This window comes from Janibacter alkaliphilus, assembly GCF_013408565.1.
In the GTDB taxonomy this organism is placed as follows: Bacteria; Actinomycetota; Actinomycetes; order Actinomycetales; family Dermatophilaceae; genus Janibacter; species Janibacter alkaliphilus.
Genome location: NZ_JACBZX010000001.1, coordinates 3207907 through 3226208, shown reverse-complemented (window position 1 = coordinate 3226208; position 18302 = coordinate 3207907). Strand labels below are relative to the sequence as shown.

Below are 18302 nucleotides of genomic sequence, written 5' to 3'. Positions count from 1 at the left end.
GTCGTCGTCCGTGGCCAGCGCACAATGGGCACGCCCATCAGCACCGCACCCAGGACGTGAGATGACCGCCGGTACCTACCCCTCGCCCGAGCCCGTCGAGGACCCGGAGGCGCTGCGCGCCGACGAGGCGGCCTACCGCGACCTCGCCGACGCGGTGCGCGAGCTGCTCGACCTGACCGTGCGCACCCGGGTCGACCAGCCGGAGCGGGCCGCCGTCGCGACCGAGGTCCGGGCGCTCAGCGCGCGGCTGTCGGCGCGGGCGCAGGACGGACCGCTCGGGCTGGAGACCACCAGCGACGGCCGGCTGCGCGACCACGGCAACCCGATGGTCGGGATGCGCAACCCGGTCGCGCCGCCGCTGACCGTGCGGCAGACCGGTGAGGGGGAGGCCGCGGCCGACCCCTTCGTCCTCGGCGCCGCCTACGAAGGGCCGCCCGGGCACGTCCACGGCGGGATCATCGCCTCCGTCCTGGACCAGGTGCTCGGCACCGTGCCGGCGATCGTCGGTCGGCCGGGGATGACCGCCTACCTCAACCTCACCTACCGCCGACCCACCCCGCTGGGGCAGGTCTCCGGGCGCGCCCGGGTGGCCGGCACCGACGGCTGGAAGACCACGGTCACCGGCGAGCTGCTCGACGCCGACGGCCAGGTCACCGTCGAGGCCGAGGGCCTCTTCGTCGTGCCCCGCTGGGCGCGGCAGTACCTGGGCACCCCGACCGGCGACGCCGGTGACTTCGAGGCCCCCGCGGAGGCCGGCCCGGACGCATGACGTCTGTCACGGCGAGGTGATGACGAAGGGGGCAGCGCCACTGCTCCTCGCGGGGCCAGGATCGTGGCCATGCAGACGAGAGCAGCAGCCACCACGGGCGACGGAGCGGGCGCACCCGCGATCCGTCTCGACGGCGTGCACAAGACCTTCACCGTGCACGGCGAGCCGGTGCGAGCGGTCGACGGCGTCGACCTGAGCATCGGCCTCGGCGAGGTGGTGGCCGTGCTCGGCGCCAACGGCGCCGGGAAGACCACCACCCTCGACATGGTGCTGGGGCTGACCAGCCCGACCAGCGGCACCGTCTCGGTCTTCGGGATGTCCCCGCGGCGGGCCGTGGACGCCGGACGGGTGTCCGCGGTGCTGCAGACCGGGGGCCTGCTGCGCGACCTCACCGTCGCCGAGACCGTGACGATGATCGCCTCCACCTTCGCCGACCCGCAGCCGGTCGACGAGGTGCTCGCCCGGGCCGGCCTCACTGAGCTCGCCCGACGCAAGGTGAGCAAGTGCTCCGGCGGTGAGCAGCAGCGGCTGCGCTTCGCCCTGGCGCTGCTGCCCGACCCCGACCTGCTCGTCCTCGACGAGCCGACCGCGGGCATGGACGTCGGCGCCCGCCGCGACTTCTGGGCGACGATGCACGCCGAGGCGGCCCAGGGTCGGACCATCGTCTTCGCCACGCACTACCTCGAGGAGGCCGACACCTTCGCCGAGCGGATCGTCATGATGGCCCGGGGCCGGATCGTCGCCGACGGGACCACCGAGCAGATCCGGCAGCGCGCCTCCGGGCGCGTGGTCAGCGCCGACATCGCCGACGAGAGCGTGGACGAGCAGCTGCGCGACCTGCCGGGAGTCGTCGAGGTGCACCGGCAGGGGGAGCGGGTGCGGATCACCGCCGGCGACTCCGACGAGGTCGCCCGCCGGCTGCTCACCGACCTCGGCGGGCAGCACCTGGAGATCAGCTCCGGGTCCCTGGACGACGCCTTCCTCGCGCTCACCGGCGAGGGGGCGGGGGAGCCCGCCGACCCGTCCGGCGCCGACCGTCCGTCCCTCACCACCGACACCCACGAGACCACCACCGACCGCGACCGGCAGACCGCCGGCGAGGGGAGCCCGCGATGAACGCCGTCTACACCCGTCTGGAGCTGCTCCGGGTGGTCCGCGACCCGGTGTCGATGTTCTTCACGGCCCTGCTGCCCGCCTTCCTCTACATCATCTTCGGCGCCTCCCAGGACTGGGCCGACGCCGACGCCGGCAACGGCAACGTGGCGATGCACACGATGATCTCGATGGCCGCCTACGGCGCGGTGACCGCCACCGTCGGCGTCGGCGGGATGGCCGCGGTCGAGCGGATGCAGGGCTGGGGGCGTCAGCTCGGGCTCACCCCGATGAAGGACGGCTCCTACGTGCTGTCCAAGTCGCTGGTGGCGCTCGCCGTGGCGCTGGTGCCGATCACCCTCATCTACGTGCTCGGCATGATCACCGGCGCCGAGGGCACCACCGCCGCCTGGCTGCTCAGCGCGCTGGTCGTCATCCTCGGTGCCGCGGTCTTCGCGATGTACGGCCTGGCCTGCGGGCTGCTCTTCCGCAGCGAGGCGGCTGTCGGCGCGGCGTCCGGGTCGCTGGTGATCTTCGGCTTCCTCGGCAACATCTTCTTCCCGCTGTCCGGCACGCTGCTGGCGATCGCCAAGTTCACCCCGCTGTACGGTTACGTCAGCCTCGCCCGCTACCCGCTCACCGAGGGGTATCTCATCAACACCACCGACGGATCGCTCAGCCACGAGCCGCTGTGGGTCCCGCTGCTCAACGTCTGCGTGTGGGCCGCCATCCTCGGCGTCGCCACCACCTGGCTGGTCCGTCGTGGCCGAGGTCGTCAGTGACCCAGCCGCCGAGCTGCTCGGAGGGCGAGGCGCAGGGGGCCTCGCCCTCCGCGGACGTGGTCGACCCCTGGGTCCGCTTCGGGTGGCTGCTCGCCGCCATCTGGCTCGTCTTCCTCGTCTTCCCGCTCGGCTCGGCCGTCCTGGCTGACGTCGCCGTCGTCTGGCGGGCGCTGACCATCGCGCTCATCATCACCTTCGCGCTGGTGTACCTGCGCGGGTTCTGGGCCGATGATCAGCCGCCCGGGACCACCCGTCGGCTGCACCTCTACCTGCTCGTCATGGGGCTGCTGGCGCTGGCCACCGTGCCGGTCATCGGACTCTCGGCGCTCGGCCTGGTGCCCTTCATGCTCTCCTTCTCCGGCATGGCGCTGCCGACCCGGCAGGCCCTGCTGCTGCTCGGCGCGGCGATGGTGCTGGCCGTGGTCGCGCCGCTGCTGGCCGGGCAGCTGGACGACCTGTGGTTCTTCCTGCTCATCTACCCGATGGTCGGGCTGACGCTCATCCTCATCAGCGCCCTGGACCAGCGGGCCGGGCGCCAGCGCGAGTCGCAGCAGCGGCTGACGATCAGCGAGGAGCGGGAGCGGGTGGCCCGCGACGTGCACGACGTGCTCGGGCACTCGCTGACCGTGGTGACCGTGAAGTCCGAGCTCGCCGAGCGGCTGGTGGACGTCGACCCCGAGCGGGCGAAGGCGGAGATGGCCGAGGTGCGCTCGATCTCCCGGCAGGCGCTCGCCGAGATCCGGGCCACCGTGGCCGGGCTGCGGGTGGCCCGGCTGACCGACGAGCTGGCGGCGGCCGAGCAGGCGCTGACCGGGGCGGGGATGCGGCTGGAGGTCCGCGGCAGCCCCGAGGAGGTCGACCCGAGGCACCGGATCGTGCTCGCCTGGGCGGTGCGGGAGGCGGTGACGAACGTGGTGCGGCACAGCGGAGCCCGTCTCTGCCAGATCACCCTGGGACAGGACCGGCTGAGCGTGCGCGACGACGGGCGCGGGGTGTCCGGGCGCCGGGAGGGCAACGGCATCGGCGGCCTGCGCGAGCGGGTCGAGCAGCAGGGCGGGTCGGTCAGCCTGGGGCCGGGCGCCCCGGGGGCCGGCGACGGTGCGCGCGGCAGCGGGACGCTGCTCGAGGTGCGCCTGGGCGGCGCGGACGACACGGGAGAGACGACAGCGAAGGTGGCGACATGAGCATCCGGGTGCTGCTGGCCGACGACCAGGCGCTGGTGCGCGGGGCGCTGGCCGCGCTGCTGTCGCTGGAGCGGGACATCGAGGTCGTCGCCGAGGTGGGGCGCGGCGACGAGGTGCTGGAGGCGGTGCGCACGAAGGACGTCGAGGTGGCCCTGCTGGACATCGAGATGCCCGGGATGGACGGCATCGAGGTCGCGGCCCAGCTGCGGGCGCAGGCGCCGACCTGCCGGTCGCTGGTGGTGACCACCTTCGGCCGTGCCGGGTACGTGCGGCGGGCGCTGGACGCCGGCGCCAGCGGGTTCGTCGTCAAGGACACCCCGGCCGGCGAGCTCGCCGAGGCGGTCCGCAAGGTGCACGCCGGGCTGCGGGTGGTCGACTCGACGCTGGCGACCGAGTCGCTCTACGGCGGGGCGAACCCGCTGTCGGCCCGCGAGCAGGAGGTGCTCCGGGCGGCGCTCAGCGGGGCACCGGTGGCCGCCATCGCTGCGCAGGTGCACCTGTCGCCGGGCACGGTGCGCAACCACCTCTCCTCGGCGATCGGCAAGACCGGCACCTCCACCCGCGCCGAGGCGGCCCGCGTCGCCCAGGACAACGGCTGGCTCTGACCCACCCCCCACCCCGCGCCCCCCACCCCCGCGCCCCCCAGTACCCCAACTCCCTAGGCTCTTGCATCCCCTCAGCCTGCAACCCGAGCGGATGGGGCGAAGGTGAGCGGATGGCGCGGATACCGCCGGGCCGGGCACCGTGCGGTGAGTCACATCACGGCTCTTAGGCTGGTGCGCATGACCGACGGACCCGAGACCGCCGCGGCGGCCGACGCCCCCGACGCCACCGACACATCCGTGGACACTGAGGGGTCGCAGGCGCCGGCGACCGGCGTCGACGTGCCCGAGAGCGACCACGCCGAGCCCAGCTTCGCCCAGGTCTTCTTCCCCGCCAGGCCCCGCGCGCTGCGCCCCAGGGCCCGGCTGCGCCCGCAGGGCGCCCCGTCGATGGCGCAGATGCGCTCCGGCGAGCCGGTCGGCTCCAACCCGGTCTACGTCGCCTGGCTGCAGGGGCAGTCGATGCTGCAGGACGCCAAGGACATCGCCGCCCAGTTCACCGGCCGTGGCTCGATGTGGCAGAACCCCTACGCCACCCCTGACCCGCGCAACGCGGTGGCCACCGCCTCGGTGTGGTTCACCGCCTACCCGATCTCGATGATCACCCGGCCGGGGGAGTCCTTCCTCGCCTCGCTGGGCGACCCCGAGCTGTGGGAGATCTTCCAGCGCATCGGCATCCAGGGGGTGCACACCGGACCGGTCAAGCGCGCCGGCGGCCTGACCGGGTGGAACCCGACGCCGAGCATCGACGGCCACTTCGACCGGATCAGCACCCACATCGACGACCTCTTCGGCACCGAGGAGGACTACCGCGCGATGTGCCACGTGGCCGGCGAGCACGACGGCACCGTCATCGACGACATCGTCCCCGGTCACACCGGGAAGGGGGCGGACTTCCGCCTCGCCGAGATGGGCGTGGGCGACTACCCGGGCATCTACAGCATGGTGGCGATCCCGCCCGAGGACTGGCACCTGCTGCCGGAGGTCCCCGAGGGCCGCGACTCGGTCAACCTCGACGAGGAGTCCGAGCGGGCGCTGGCCGAGGCCGGGCACATCGTCGGGCGGATGCAGCGGGTCATCTTCTACGTGCCCGGGGTCAAGGACACCAACTGGTCGGTCACCGCCCCGGTCACCGGGCCCGACGGGGTGACCCGCCGCTGGGTCTACCTGCACTACTTCAAGGAGGGCCAGCCGTCGATCAACTGGCTCGACCCCACCTTCGCGGGGATGCGGCTGGTCATCGGTGACGCGCTGCACAGCCTCGGCGACCTCGGCTCCGGGGGGCTGCGGCTGGACGCCAACGGCTTCCTCGGGGTGGAGCGCAGCCACGAGGACGACCCGGCCTGGTCCGAGGGGCACCCGCTCAGCGAGGCGGCGAACCAGCTCATCGGCTCGATGGTGCGCAAGGTCGGCGGCTTCACCTTCCAGGAGCTCAACCTCTCCATCGACGACATCCGGGCCACCTCCGAGGCGGGTGCCGACCTGTCCTACGACTTCGTCAACCGCCCCGCCTACCACCACGCGATCGCCACCGGGGACACCGAGTTCCTGCGGCTGACGCTGCGCGAGGCGCACGCGCAGGGGGTGGACGCGGTGCAGCTGGTGCACGCCCTGCAGAACCACGACGAGATGACCTACGAGCTGGTGCACTTCGCCAGCGAGCACCGCGACGAGATCTACACCTTCCGCGGCGAGGAGGTCACCGGCGAGCAGCTGGCCGAGATCGTCCGCGCCGACCTCACCGCCGCGCTCACCGGCGAGCACGCCCCCTACAACCGGGTCTTCACCACCAACGGCATCGCCTCGACCACGGCATCGGTGATCGCCGCCTCCCTCGGGATCAGCGACCCGGCGGTGATGGACGAGGAGCAGGTCGAGCAGGTGCGTCGGGCGCACCTGCTGCTGGCGATGTTCAACGCGCTCCAGCCGGGAGTCTTCGCGCTCTCCGGGTGGGACCTCGTCGGCGCCATGCCGCTGCCCGGGGACCACCCGGCGATCGCCCCGCTGCTCGACGGTGGCGACACCCGGTGGATCCACCGCGCCGCCTACGACCTCATGGGCACCGGTGAGGAGGGGCGCGGCTCGTCCTCGGGCATGCCGCGCGGCCAGGTGCTCTACGGGCCGCTGCCGGAGCAGCTGGAGGACCCGCGCTCCTTCGCCAACCGGCTGCGCGAGATCCTCCACCTGCGTGGCTACTTCGCGCTGGCGACGACCTCGCAGGTGGACATCCCGGACGTCTCACACTCGGCGATGCTCGTCATGGTCCACGACTACGACCAGATCGAGGGTCAGGGGCAGGTGACCGTGCTCAACTTCTCCACCGAGCTGATCGCCGGCACCGTGATCAGCGAGCACCTCGCGCCGGGGTCGCGGCTGATGGACATGGGCGACGGCAGCATCGTCGGCGAGGTGGACCAGCTGCACGGCTTCCACGTCGAGCTCGGCCCGCACGCCGGGCTGGCGCTGCTGGTCACCGCGCCGAAGGGGTGAGCCCGGCGCCCTTCCGCCCACGGCGAACATCACCCGGGGCCGGGAGTGCGGCGTCCGACCCGGGCGTTAGGTTTGTCGACGGACCACGACGCGCGAGGACTTCGACGCGTGACGACCACGAGAGCGAGTGAGCGTGAGCAACAGCAGCGACATCGTCGCCGCCGGACCCCAGGGCGGGCCGGGGCTCGACGACCACATCTACCAGCGGCTCCTCAAGGAGCGGATCATCTTCCTCGGCTCGGACGTGCGTGACGACAACGCCAACGCCATCGCCGCCCAGATGCTTCTGCTCGCCGCCGAGGACCCCGAGAAGGACATCTGGCTCTACATCAACAGCCCCGGCGGCTCGATCTCCGCGGGCATGGCGATCTTCGACACCATGAAGTGGATCCCCAACGACGTCGCCACGGTGGCCATGGGCCTGGCCGCGTCGATGGGCCAGTTCCTGCTGTCGGCCGGCACCCAGGGCAAGCGCTACGCCACCCCGCACGCGCGGGTGATGATGCACCAGCCCTCCGGCGGCATCGGCGGCACCGCCTCGGACATCAAGATCCAGGCCGAGCAGATGCTCTACGTCAAGACCCAGATGGCCGAGCTCATCGCCGAGCACACCGGCCAGAGCGTCGAGCAGATCACCAAGGACTCCGACCGGGACCGCTGGTTCAGCGCCCAGGAGGCCAAGGAGTACGGCTTCGTCGACCACGTCTTCGAGAGCGCCAGCCAGACCGGGGGATCGGGTGCCTCCGACGGCAACCCGGTCACGGACGACCAGGCCTGAGCGGCCCGCAGAACGTCAGGAGAGACACATGAACCTCGACCCCCAGGCGCGCACCCACATGCCGGGCGACGCCCCGATGCGTCCCGGGCCCTCCAGCCGCTACATCCTGCCGAACTTCGAGGAGCGCACCTCGTACGGCATGAAGCGGATGGACCCCTACACCAAGCTCTTCGAGGACCGGATCATCTTCCTCGGGGTGCAGGTGGACGACGCCTCCGCCGACGACATCATCGCCCAGCTGCTGGTGCTGGAGTCGCAGGAGCCGGAGCGCGACATCCTCATGTACATCAACAGCCCCGGCGGCTCCTTCACCGCGATGACGGCGATCTACGACACGATGCAGTACATCCGCCCGGACATCCAGACCTTCGTCATCGGCCAGGCCGCCTCCGCCGCGGCCGTGCTGCTGGCAGCGGGCACCCCGGGCAAGCGCTTCGCGCTGCCGAACAGCCGCATCCTCATCCACCAGCCGGCGCTGGCCGGCGGCGACTACGGCCAGGCCAGCGACATCGAGATCCAGGCCAACGAGGTGCTGCGGATGCGCACCTGGCTCGAGGAGGCCTGGGCGAAGCACTCCGGCAAGACCGCCGAGGAGGTCCGCTCCGACATCGAGCGCGACAAGATCCTCGGCGCCGAGGAGGCCAAGGAGTACGGCCTCATCGACGAGGTGCTGACCCCGCGCAAGGCGTCCGCCGAGGACTGACCGGGCGCGCCGGCACCGACCGGCTCCACGACGGCCACCACCCGATCCGGGTGGTGGCCGTCGTGCTGCGCCCCGGCGGTCCGCCCCCGGCGGTCCGCCCCGTCGTCCCACCCCGTCGACTCCACTCCTGTCTGTCCCCTCTATCCCCAACTGCCTAGGCAAGTCCCATCCGCTCAGCTTGCAGGCTGAGCGAACACGGTTGCCTAGGCAGTTGGGTCGAAGGGGTGGAGTCGGGAGGGTGGGGTCAGGGGAGGGGGAAGGGGGTTGCGCTGACAGCGGACAGGCGCGACGCGCCCGCCCGGCGGGGTGTCCAATGAGAGCGGCGGCGGAGCCCGGCGGGTAACGTCGGCGACGCTCCCGGAGGTCATCCGGGCCCCCACGGACGACGGCGAGAGGACTGGCAGTGGCACGAGTCGGCGAGAGCGGCGACCTGCTCAAGTGCTCCTTCTGCGGCAAGTCGCAGAAGCAGGTCAAGAAGCTCATCGCAGGCCCGGGGGTGTACATCTGCGACGAGTGCATCGACCTCTGCAACGAGATCATCGAGGAGGAGCTCGCCGACTCCTCCGAGCTCGGCCTCGACGAGCTGCCCAAGCCGCGCGAGATCTTCGACTTCCTCGAGACCTACATCATCGGCCAGGAGAAGGCGAAGAAGGCGCTGGCCGTCGCCGTCTACAACCACTACAAGCGGATCCAGGCCGGGGCCACCGGTGCCGCCGCCAAGCGCGACGACGACCACGTCGACATCGCCAAGTCCAACATCATGCTCATCGGGCCCACCGGCTGCGGCAAGACCTATCTCGCCCAGACCCTCGCCCGGATGCTCAACGTCCCCTTCGCCATCGCCGACGCCACCGCCCTGACCGAGGCCGGCTACGTCGGGGAGGACGTCGAGAACATCCTGCTCAAGCTCATCCAGGCCGCCGACTACGACGTCAAGAAGGCCGAGCAGGGGATCATCTACATCGACGAGGTCGACAAGATCGCCCGGAAGTCGGAGAACCCGTCGATCACCCGGGACGTCTCCGGCGAAGGGGTGCAGCAGGCCCTGCTGAAGATCCTCGAGGGCACCGCCGCCTCGGTGCCACCGCAGGGCGGGCGCAAGCACCCGCACCAGGAGTTCATCCAGATCGACACCACCAACGTCCTCTTCATCCTCGGCGGCGCCTTCGCCGGGCTGGAGAAGATCATCGAGGGCCGCCGTGGCAAGAAGGGGCTCGGCTTCGGCTCCGAGCTGCACTCGCCCGGCGACGTCTCCGAGATGATCACCGACGTCATGCCCGAGGACCTCATGAAGTTCGGGATCATCCCCGAGTTCATCGGGCGCCTGCCGGTCATCACCACCGTCGCCCCGCTGGACCAGGCCGCGCTGGTGCAGATCCTCACCGAGCCGCGCAACGCGCTGGTCAAGCAGTACCGCAAGATGTTCGAGATCGACGGCGTCGAGCTCGAGTTCACCGAGGACGCGGTCGAGGCCATCGCCGACCAGGCGCTGGCCCGCGGCACCGGTGCCCGTGGCCTGCGGGCGATCCTCGAGGAGGTGCTGCTGCCGGTGATGTTCGACGTCCCCAGCGACGAGGGCATCAAGCAGGTCGTCATCAACCGCGAGGTCGTCATGGACAACGTGCTGCCGACGATCGTGCGGCACGAGGAGTCCCCGAAGCGCAAGCAGAAGCGCTCCGCCTGACCCGGTGCCGGACATCGGCCGCGACGGCGCTTGACCCTGACACCGTGTCAGCCGGTGGAGTGATCTCGTCATGTTGAGCATCGGAGAGTTCGCCAGGCTGGTCGGGGTGTCGGTGCGGATGCTCCGCCACTACGACCGGCTCGGCCTGCTCGTGCCGGCGCACGTCGATCCCAGCTCCGGGTACCGCTCCTACGCCGCCGACCAGCTCGACCGGGCCAACCGCCTGGTCGCGCTGAAGGACCTCGGCTTCTCGCTCGAGGAGGTCGGGCGGCTGCTGGACGCCCCGGACGGGTCCGTGGAGATCGCCGAGCTGCTGCGGCAGCGTCGGCGGGACCTGCGGGAGCAGATCGCGGTCGACGAGCAGCGGCTGGCGCAGGTCGAGGCGAGCCTCCGACTGATCGAGAGGAAGTCCACGATGTCCACGATCACCATCACCGAGACCGAGCTGCCGGCGGTCAGCGTCGCCCAGCTGTCGACGACGGTCACCGAGATGAGCGAGGCGGGACCGTCCGTCGGCCCGCTCTTCCAGCAGCTCACCGCGGCGCTCGCCGACGCCGGTGCGGCGCAGGCGGGTCCGGGTCTGGCCACCTACACCGGGGGCGAGGACGACGAGAGCCTCGTCGTCACCGCGGCCGCGCCGGTCGCGGGCCCGGTGCCCGAAGGGGTCGAGGAAGGCGAGCTGCCGTCCGCGCCCCGTGCGCTCACCGCGCGCTACGCCGGTGACGACCTCGCCGGCCTGCCCGAGATCTGGCAGGCGATCACCGAGGAGGCGGCCCGGCGCTCGCTGACCCCGGCCGGGACCAACCGGGAGGTCTACCTGGCCACCCCGTTCGACCCGGACGCCGAGGGCGCGGGCTGGCTGATCGAGGTGCAGATCCCGGTCGCCTGATCGCGCGCGGGCGACGACGCCGCCACCGGCACCGAGGCGGTGCCCGCGGGCGGACGCACCGGATGCGTCCGCCCGCGCTGGCGCCGGGCCGCCGATGCGGCGAGGATGACCGGGTGAGCGCGAGCTTCCGGCTGCGGGCAGGAGACCACGGGCCGACCCAGCAGTCGGAGGTCACCTGCGGGGCGGCCTGCCTCACGGTCGCCCGGATGCTCGTTGACGTCCCCTTCGCCGCCTGGATCGAGCGCGGCGAGGGGCACCCGGTACCGGGGGCCGAAGGAGCCACCCGGGACGAGCGCTTCGCCGCCTACGAAGGGGTCGTGCACGCCCGCACCACCGCCGGGCACCTCGGGGCGACGGGGGCCCGGCTGCCGTGGCCCCGGGCGCTGGGCACCCCGCCGTGGGGAGCCAGGGCCGAGCTCGAGTCCGGGGCCTCGGCGGTCGGTACGCGGTACACCACCGACCTGCTGCGCCACCGCGACCGGGCCGGGCTGGCCGCCGCCTTCGCCGGTCTCGTCACGCTCGTCGCCGACGGCCAGCCGGCGCTGCTCTACGTCGGGGACCGCTGGCTGCCGCGGCACGTCACGTTGGTCCTGCCCGGCGACGGGCGCTCGCGGGTCGAGGTCTACGAGCCCGCGACCGGTCTGGTGCGCCCGGTGCGTCGCCCCGACCTCACCGGGGCACGGCTGCGCCTCGGCGGCTGGGACCAGCCCTGGTTCCTCGTCCGACCGACCGGGCACCGCGCCGTCAGGGCGGGCGCCGGAGCGCGGGTACGGCTGCCGCGACTCGCCCGGGACCCCTCGCCAGAGGCGCTGCACCGCCGCTGACGGGCCGAAATGGCCAGGATGCCCAGCCGGAGGCGCTACCGTGGCCGGACTGTTACCCTGTCGTCACCGGCGCACCCGGCGGCGGCCCGACGGAAACCCGGAGCGCATGTCTCGTCCCCCCAAGGCCCTCGCGGCCGCTGCTGCCCTCACCCTCGGCCTCACGGCGTGCGCCGGTAGCGACTCCGGCGGAGAGCCGGCCGACGGTTCGTCCTCGAGCTCGACCACCCCGCCGACCGAGTCCTGGGAGTACGTCACCGAGCCGGAGCTCTCCCCGCCGGTGATCGACGTCCGCACGGACGAGGAGGGGGCCGTCCTCGGCGAGGAGGACACCTACGCCGCGATCGGCCCCAAGGACGAGGACAAGGGCTCCTCGATGGTCGGCTCGATGCTCGTCGACTCCGCCGGGGAGCCCGTGTGGGTGCTGGACGCCACGGAGGGCACCCAGGCCGACCTGCAGGTCCAGGAGTACGAGGGCGAGCCGGTGCTCACCTACTGGGAGGGACAGGCGGTCGTCGGCGTCGGCGAGGGCGAGATGGTCATCCTCGACGAGAGCTACGAGGAGATCGCCCGCCTCGGCATGACCGGCGACCTCGACACCAACCAGACCGACATGCACGAGACCCGGATCACCGAGGACGGCACCCTGCTGGTGGCCGCCTACGTGCCGGCCGAGGCCGACCTCAGCGAGGTCGACGGGCCGGAGCAGGGCTGGGTCTACGAGGCCGTCATCCAGGAGATCGACCTCGAGACCGAGGAGGTGCTCTTCGAGTGGAGCTCCCTCGACGAGGTCCCGGTGACCGACTCGCAGTACGAGATGCCGGACGGCGGCGGCACCGAGGAGAAGCCGTACGACTACTTCCACATCAACTCGATCAACTTCGACGACGACGGTGAGCTGCTCATCTCGGCCCGCAACACCAGCGCGCTCTACAAGCTCGACCACGAGAAGCAGGAGATCATCTGGACCCTCGGCGGCGAGAGCAGCGACTTCGAGGTGCCGGAGGAGGCGACCTTCGCCTTCCAGCACGACGTGCAGCGCGCCGAGGACGGCACCCTGACCCTCTTCGACAACGCCAACGAGACCGACCACACCTCGCGCGGGCTGCGCCTGGACGTCGACGAGGAGGCGATGACCGTCGAGATGGCCGCGGAGTACACCAGCGACGACGAGCGCCAGGCCGACACCCAGGGCAACCTGCAGGAGCTGGAGAACGGCAACGTCGTCATCGGCTGGGGCCAGCACCCGGCCTACTCGGAGTACACCGCCGACGGCGAGCTGCTCTACGACGCCAGCTTCGGCGGCGGCACCAGCTACCGTGCCTACGCCGTGGAGTGGACCGGGCAGCCGACCCAGCCGCCGAAGGCGGTGCGCCAGGACGGATCGGTCTTCGCCAGCTGGAACGGCGCCACCGAGGTCGCCTCGTGGGAGGTGGCCAGCGGCAGCGACGCCGAGAGCGCCGAGGTGGTCGCCGAGGGCGAGCGCGACGGCTTCGAGACCGAGCTCGAGGTGTCCGACTCCGACCTCGGTGAGTACACCGAGATCCGCGCCCTCGACGCCGACGGCGAGGTCCTCGAGACCGCCGAGGTCAGTGCCGGCTGACCCTGGCTGTCACCTGACGACGAGAGCCGCTCCCGAGATGTCGGGGGCGGCTCTCGTCGTCAGGTGGGACGGGTCGCGTCCGGCCCGGCTCCAGCGGCGCGGATCAGCCCTGCGGCTGCTTGGCCGGCTTGACGAAGGGGATGAGCTCGACGTCGCGCAGCGCCACCTCGTCGCCGACGGCGTGGTCCAGGCTGCCGGTGAGCCGGCCCGCCGCGCGCAGGTCGGCCTCGGCCAGGCGCACCCGCTCCGCCGTCGCCGACGGCGCGACCAGGGTGACCGCGGTGATCTCGCTGCGCATGCCGACCTTGGCGTCGGACTTCGCCTTGCGCACCTGGGTCAGCGCCTCGCCGACCGCGCCGAGCACCAGCGGGTCGGGGCGGTCGCCGCTGAGCGCCAGCTCCTCGGTGGTCGGCCACGTCGCCCGGTGCACCGAGCCGGTGCGCCACCACGACCAGACCTCCTCGGTGGCGTACGGCAGGAAGGGCGCCAGCAGCCGCAGCAAGGTGCCCAGCGCCAGCCGCAGCGCGGCCCGCGCCGAGGCGTCGCCGGAGTGCGCGCGGTCCTTGACCAGCTCGATGTAGTCGTCGCAGAAGGTCCAGAAGAAGGTCTCGGTGACGTCCAGGCTGCGGGTGTAGTCCCACCGCTCGAAGCCGGTCGTCGCCTCGGCCACCACCCGGGAGAGGGCGGCGATCATCGAGCGGTCCAGCGGCTCGGTGATCTGCTCGGCGAGGCTGCCGGCGGTCCCGTCGGGGGCGCCGAAACCGAGCGCGAACTTGCTGGCGTTGAGCAGCTTGATCGCCAGCCGGCGGCCCACCTTCATCTGCCCGGTGTCGTAGGCGGCATCGGTGCCCAGCCGCCCGCTGGCCGCCCAGTAGCGCACCGCGTCCGCGGAGTGCTCGACGACGACGTCCTCGGGGGTGACGACGTTGCCCTTCGACTTGGACATCTTCTTGCGGTCCGGGTCGAGGATCCAGCCGGAGATCGCGGCGTTGTCCCAGGGCGCCCGGCCGAACTCGAAGTGCCCGCGCACCACCGAGGCGAAGAGCCAGGTGCGGATGATGTCGTGCCCCTGGGGGCGCAGGCTCATCGGGAAGACCTTGGCGAAGAGGTCGCTCGTGCCGGCCTCCTGGCCCCGCCAGTCACCGGCGATCTGCGGGGTCACCGAGCTGGTCGCCCAGGTGTCCATGACGTCCGGGTCGCCGGTGAAGCCGCCCGGCTGGTCGCGCTGGTCCTCGGTGAAGCCCGGGGCCGGCTGTGCCGCCGGGTCGACCGGCAGGTCGGCCTCGGCGGGCACGATCGGGGCGTCGTAGTCGGGCTGGCAGTCGCCGTCGAGGCGGTACCAGACCGGGATGGCCACGCCGAAGAAGCGCTGCCGGCTGATCAGCCAGTCGCCGTTGAGCCCGGCCACCCAGTTCTTGTAGCGGGCCCGCATGAAGTCGGGGTGGAAGGCGATCTCGTCGCCGCGGGCCTGCAGCGCCTCGTTGAGCTCGGCCTCGCGGCCGCCGTTGCGGATGTACCACTGCCGGGAGGTGACGATCTCCAGCGGCTTCTCGCCGCGCTCGTAGAAGTTCGCCTTGCGCTGGGTGGCCTGCGGCTCGCCGTCGAGGTCGCCGGAGGCGCGCAGCGCGTCGACGACCACCTCGCGGGCGGAGTGCACGGTCTTGCCGGACATCTCGGTGAAGACCTCGACGCCCTTCGCCCCGGCCTGCGTCGTCCCGGCCTCGCGGACCCAGGCGGGGACCTCGCCGGTGATCCGGCCGGCGCGGGTGACGATCGAGCGGGTCGGCAGCTGCAGCTCGCGCCACCAGGAGACGTCGGTGAGGTCGCCGAAGGTGCAGCACATGGCGATGCCGGCGCCCTTGTCCATCTCGGCGGCGGCGTGGGCGAGCACCGGCAGCTCGACGCCGAAGACCGGGCTGGTCACGGTGCTGCCGAAGAGCGGCTGGTAGCGCTCGTCGTCCGGGTGGGCGATCAGCGCCACGCAGGCCGGGAGCAGCTCGGGGCGGGTGGTCTCGATGTGCACCGGCTCGCCGGTGCCGCTGCGGTGGAAGGCGACCCGGTGGTAGGCGCCGGGGTAGTCGCGGGCCTCCAGCTCGGCCTGGGCGACCGCGGTCTGGAAGGTGACGTCCCACAGCCCGGGGGCCTCTGCGGTGTAGGCCTCGCCGCGGGCCAGGTTGCGCAGGAAGGCCTGCTGGCTGGTGGCCCGGGAGTGCTCGTCGATGGTGCGGTACTGGATGCCCCAGTCCAGGCTGAAGCCGAGGCGGCGGAAGAGGGACTCGAAGGCGGCCTCGTCCTGCACGGTGAGCTCGTCGCACAGCTCGATGAAGTTCTGCCGGTTGATCGGCACCTGGTCGGCGGCCTTGATGCTCTTGGTGGTGCCGCGGAAGGGGGGCTCGAAGTCGGGGTCGTAGGGCAGCGAGGCGTCGCCGCGGACGCCGTAGTAGTTCTGCACCCGCTTCTCGGTGGGCAGGCCGTTGTCGTCCCAGCCGATCGGGTAGAAGACGTTGGCCCCGGTCATCCGCTTGTACCGGGCCATGCAGTCGGTGTGGGTGTAGCTGAAGACGTGCCCCATGTGCAGCGAGCCGGAGGCGGTCGGCGGCGGGGTGTCGATGGAGAAGACCTGCTCGCGGTCACCGTCGCGGTCGAAGGCGTAGGTGCCCTGCTCCTGCCATACCGCGCCCCACTTCTCCTCGAGCCCGTCCAGGGACGGGCGATCGGGGATCGCGGTGGTCGGCGTGCTGGCGTCGGTCATGGCCCCGATCTTCCCATCGTCCCGCGCGCGCCTGCCAACCGGTGCGGCGCTGTCGGTCGTGGCGATCGTCGCCGGTCGAGATCGTGGTGATCATCATGGTGATCGTCGCCGGGCCGATCGTGGCGTTCGCTGCCGGTCCGGGGACGGCGCCGGTGACCCGCCCGTAGGCTGGGCGCCATGCGCCGCCCCGAACCGCTCTACCGCGCCGTCATCGTCTTCGCGCGGATGCTCTTCTTCGCCAACGGCTACCGCTTCACCCTGACCGGGCGGCAGCACGTGCCCAAGCGCGGGGGAGCGGTGATGGCGATCAACCACACCGGCTACATCGACTTCGTCTTCGCCGGGCTGGGCGCGCGCAAGAGCAACCGGTGGGTGCGGTTCATGGCGAAGAAGTCGATCTGGCAGCACCCGGTGGCCGGCTTCTTCATGCGCGGGCTCAAGCACATCCCGGTGGACCGGCACGCCGGGGCCGGGGCGCTCGCCGCGGCGACCGAGCAGCTGCGGGCCGGGGAGATCGTCGGGGTCTACCCCGAGGCGACGATGTCGCGCTCCTTCGAGATCAAGGAGCTGAAGTCCGGGACGGCGCGGATGGCGCGGGACGCCGGGGTGCCGATCCTGCCGACGATCATCTGGGGCGCGCAGCGGATCTGGACCAAGGACGTGCCGAAGCGGCTGGGGCGCACCGGCACCCGGATCGCCGTCAGCGTCGGCGAGCCGATCCATGTCGGGCCCGAGGACGACATCGCCGAGGTCACCGAGCGGCTGCGCGAGGTGATGAAGGAGATGCTCGACGAGGTCATCGCCGCCTACCCCGAGCCGCACGGCGACGAGCTGCGCTTCCACCCGGCCCGCCTCGGCGGCACCGCGCCCACCTACGAAGAGGCCTACGAGCGGGACCGCTCCGACATGACCCGCAAGAAGGACCAGTTCACCCGCAAGACCGCCTGACCCCCCGAGCCTTTATCGGGTAACCCGATAATCGCTCGTCTGCCGGGGAAGGCTTCTCCGGTGAACGAGAGGTTCTCTGCAGCAGGGGGTCGCGAGCTCGGCGGACGGTGCCCGTGGCCTCGTCCCGTGAGGCGAAGGGGGCTCAGCCGCGCGAACGGAGGCATAGCGGGACGTCTGGGCCCGCTTGACCCCCTTCGGTGGAGGTATCCCGGGTGTGTGGAGGTATCTCGACGCGCCGGGGCGCGTGCCATCACCTCCACCGATGGTGATGAGCGAAGGGGTGGAGGTGTCTCGACGCGCCAGGGAGCGTGCCATCACCTCCACCCAGCGCGCTCCCCGGGCCGAGCCGCTGACGATGTGCGAGAACCTCTCGAAAGCACGACAAGCCTTCTCCGGCGAAGGAGCCTTTATCGGGTAACCCGATAAAGGCTCGGGGTGACGGGGGTGACGGGGTGTGCGAAGGGAGGGTGAAGGGGAGTCAGAGGGTCTGGCCGAGGTGGGCCAGCACCTGGCGCAGCAGCACCGCGTGCCCGCCAGCCATCTCGGCCTCGACGTCGGTGCTGGCGGCCTCGGAGGGGGTGAGCCAGGCGAGCTCGAGCGCATCCTGCTGCGGCGCGCAGTCCCCGTGCACCGGCACGGCGAAGACCAGCGCCACCGCGTGCTGACGCGGGTCGTGGTACGGCGTGACCCCCGGCGTCGGGAAGAACTCGGCCACCGTGAGCGGCTGCGGCGAGACCGGGATCCGCGGCAGCGCCATCGGCCCGAGGTCCTTCTCCAGGTGGCGGACCAGCGCGTCCCGGATCCGCTCGTGGTAGAGCACCCGCCCGGCGACGAGCTCGCGCTCCATCCGCCCGGTGTCGCTCGCCCGCAGCAGCAGCCCGACCTGGTCGAGATCGCCCGCCTCGCCGACCCGCACCGGGACCGCGATGACGTAGAGCATCGGCACGCGCCCGCGCACGTCCTCCAGCTCGTCGCGGGTCAGCCAGGACTCTTCACGCTCGGTCTCGGTGGGCATGGCCCGATCCTGCCAGAGCCACCGGACGCGTCCCGGCCAGACCGCCCCTTGCCAGACCGCGCTGCGCCAGACCGCATCCCGTCACGACACCCCAGCCCAGGCCTCTCGTTCACCCGATGTTCACGCCCAGCGCACAGCCACCCCGCAGGACACGCACCGCCGAGGTGGAGTTGGATGGGGGTGTCGACGT

Annotated in this window: 15 protein-coding genes; 13 read left to right on the top strand and 2 right to left on the bottom strand. The window is 71.9% G+C overall.

Annotated features, from left to right (window positions below; translation table 11 throughout):
• The first annotated feature begins 61 nt into the window (after positions 1–61).
• The 12 genes from BJY28_RS15255 to BJY28_RS15200 all read left to right on the top strand — a co-directional run bounded on the left by BJY28_RS15255 (position 62) and on the right by BJY28_RS15200 (position 13397).
• Positions 62–769 carry a PaaI family thioesterase gene (locus BJY28_RS15255; RefSeq protein ID WP_179463754.1) on the top strand — a complete coding sequence of 236 codons (708 nt, stop codon included), beginning with the start codon at positions 62–64 and terminating at the stop codon, positions 767–769.
• A 69-nt stretch (positions 770–838) separates the two neighbouring features.
• Positions 839–1885 (top strand): ABC transporter ATP-binding protein, encoded by a 1047-nt coding sequence (locus BJY28_RS15250; protein ID WP_179463753.1) that lies wholly within the window; start codon positions 839–841, stop codon positions 1883–1885.
• A complete protein-coding gene (locus tag BJY28_RS15245) occupies positions 1882–2643 on the top strand; it encodes an ABC transporter permease (protein WP_179463752.1) in 762 nt (253 codons plus the stop codon). Before BJY28_RS15250 ends, BJY28_RS15245 begins: the two co-directional genes overlap by 4 nt.
• Positions 2640–3827 carry a histidine kinase gene (locus tag BJY28_RS16975; protein WP_179463751.1) on the top strand — a complete coding sequence of 396 codons (1188 nt, stop codon included), beginning with the start codon at positions 2640–2642 and terminating at the stop codon, positions 3825–3827. Before BJY28_RS15245 ends, BJY28_RS16975 begins: the two co-directional genes overlap by 4 nt.
• The gene (locus tag BJY28_RS15235; protein ID WP_179463750.1) at positions 3824–4432 is read left to right on the top strand and encodes a response regulator transcription factor; all 609 of its coding nucleotides are present in this window, start codon (positions 3824–3826) and stop codon (positions 4430–4432) included. Before BJY28_RS16975 ends, BJY28_RS15235 begins: the two co-directional genes overlap by 4 nt.
• Positions 4433–4609: 177 nt before the next feature.
• Positions 4610–6919 (top strand): maltose alpha-D-glucosyltransferase, encoded by a 2310-nt coding sequence (gene treS / locus BJY28_RS15230; RefSeq protein ID WP_179463749.1) that lies wholly within the window; start codon positions 4610–4612, stop codon positions 6917–6919.
• Between the two features lie 133 nt (positions 6920–7052).
• Entirely contained in the window at positions 7053–7697 is a 645-nt protein-coding gene (locus BJY28_RS15225) for an ATP-dependent Clp protease proteolytic subunit (protein ID WP_343037145.1), read from the top strand.
• Positions 7698–7725: 28 nt separating this feature from the next.
• Complete coding sequence (locus tag BJY28_RS15220) at positions 7726–8400, top strand: ATP-dependent Clp protease proteolytic subunit (protein WP_281366938.1); 675 nt, start codon at positions 7726–7728, stop codon at positions 8398–8400.
• A 403-nt stretch (positions 8401–8803) separates the two neighbouring features.
• Positions 8804–10084: an ATP-dependent Clp protease ATP-binding subunit ClpX gene (gene clpX, locus BJY28_RS15215; protein ID WP_179463748.1), complete on the top strand. Its 1281-nt coding sequence runs from the start codon at positions 8804–8806 to the stop codon at positions 10082–10084.
• A gap of 70 nt (positions 10085–10154) precedes the next feature.
• A complete protein-coding gene (locus BJY28_RS15210; RefSeq protein ID WP_179463747.1) occupies positions 10155–10973 on the top strand; it encodes a MerR family transcriptional regulator in 819 nt (272 codons plus the stop codon).
• Positions 10974–11086: 113 nt separating this feature from the next.
• Entirely contained in the window at positions 11087–11797 is a 711-nt protein-coding gene (locus BJY28_RS15205; protein ID WP_179463746.1) for a hypothetical protein, read from the top strand.
• Positions 11798–11903: 106 nt separating this feature from the next.
• On the top strand, positions 11904–13397 hold the full coding sequence (locus BJY28_RS15200; RefSeq protein ID WP_179463745.1) for an arylsulfotransferase family protein: 1494 nt from the start codon (positions 11904–11906) through the stop codon (positions 13395–13397).
• Positions 13398–13500: 103 nt separating this feature from the next.
• Here the strand turns inward: BJY28_RS15200 and valS are convergent, their stop codons facing one another.
• Positions 13501–16149 (bottom strand): valine--tRNA ligase, encoded by a 2649-nt coding sequence (valS, locus tag BJY28_RS15195; protein ID WP_179463744.1) that lies wholly within the window; start codon positions 16147–16149, stop codon positions 13501–13503.
• 177 nt (positions 16150–16326) lie between these two features.
• On the opposite strand from valS, the gene BJY28_RS15190 reads away from it, so the two are divergent.
• Positions 16327–17097 (top strand): lysophospholipid acyltransferase family protein, encoded by a 771-nt coding sequence (locus BJY28_RS15190; RefSeq protein ID WP_179463743.1) that lies wholly within the window; start codon positions 16327–16329, stop codon positions 17095–17097.
• A 478-nt stretch (positions 17098–17575) separates the two neighbouring features.
• On the opposite strand, the gene BJY28_RS15185 is transcribed toward BJY28_RS15190, so the two are convergent.
• Complete coding sequence (locus BJY28_RS15185) at positions 17576–18112, bottom strand: NUDIX hydrolase family protein (RefSeq protein WP_179463742.1); 537 nt, start codon at positions 18110–18112, stop codon at positions 17576–17578.
• Between the last annotated feature and the right edge of the window lie 190 nt (positions 18113–18302).

Excerpts from the sequence above, each read along its gene's own strand:
- BJY28_RS15255 (WP_179463754.1), top strand. The coding sequence starts at position 62 with ATGACCGCCGGTACCTACCCCTCGCCCGAGCCCGTCGAGGACCCGGAG.
- BJY28_RS15250 (WP_179463753.1), top strand. The coding sequence starts at position 839 with ATGCAGACGAGAGCAGCAGCCACCACGGGCGACGGAGCGGGCGCACCC.
- BJY28_RS15245 (WP_179463752.1), top strand. The coding sequence starts at position 1,882 with ATGAACGCCGTCTACACCCGTCTGGAGCTGCTCCGGGTGGTCCGCGAC.
- BJY28_RS15235 (WP_179463750.1), top strand. The coding sequence starts at position 3,824 with ATGAGCATCCGGGTGCTGCTGGCCGACGACCAGGCGCTGGTGCGCGGG.
- treS (WP_179463749.1), top strand. The coding sequence starts at position 4,610 with ATGACCGACGGACCCGAGACCGCCGCGGCGGCCGACGCCCCCGACGCC.
- BJY28_RS15220 (WP_281366938.1), top strand. The coding sequence starts at position 7,726 with ATGAACCTCGACCCCCAGGCGCGCACCCACATGCCGGGCGACGCCCCG.
- BJY28_RS15210 (WP_179463747.1), top strand. The coding sequence starts at position 10,155 with ATGTTGAGCATCGGAGAGTTCGCCAGGCTGGTCGGGGTGTCGGTGCGG.
- BJY28_RS15200 (WP_179463745.1), top strand. The coding sequence starts at position 11,904 with ATGTCTCGTCCCCCCAAGGCCCTCGCGGCCGCTGCTGCCCTCACCCTC.
- valS (WP_179463744.1), bottom strand. The coding sequence starts at position 16,149 with ATGACCGACGCCAGCACGCCGACCACCGCGATCCCCGATCGCCCGTCC.
- BJY28_RS15190 (WP_179463743.1), top strand. The coding sequence starts at position 16,327 with ATGCGCCGCCCCGAACCGCTCTACCGCGCCGTCATCGTCTTCGCGCGG.
- BJY28_RS15185 (WP_179463742.1), bottom strand. The coding sequence starts at position 18,112 with ATGCCCACCGAGACCGAGCGTGAAGAGTCCTGGCTGACCCGCGACGAG.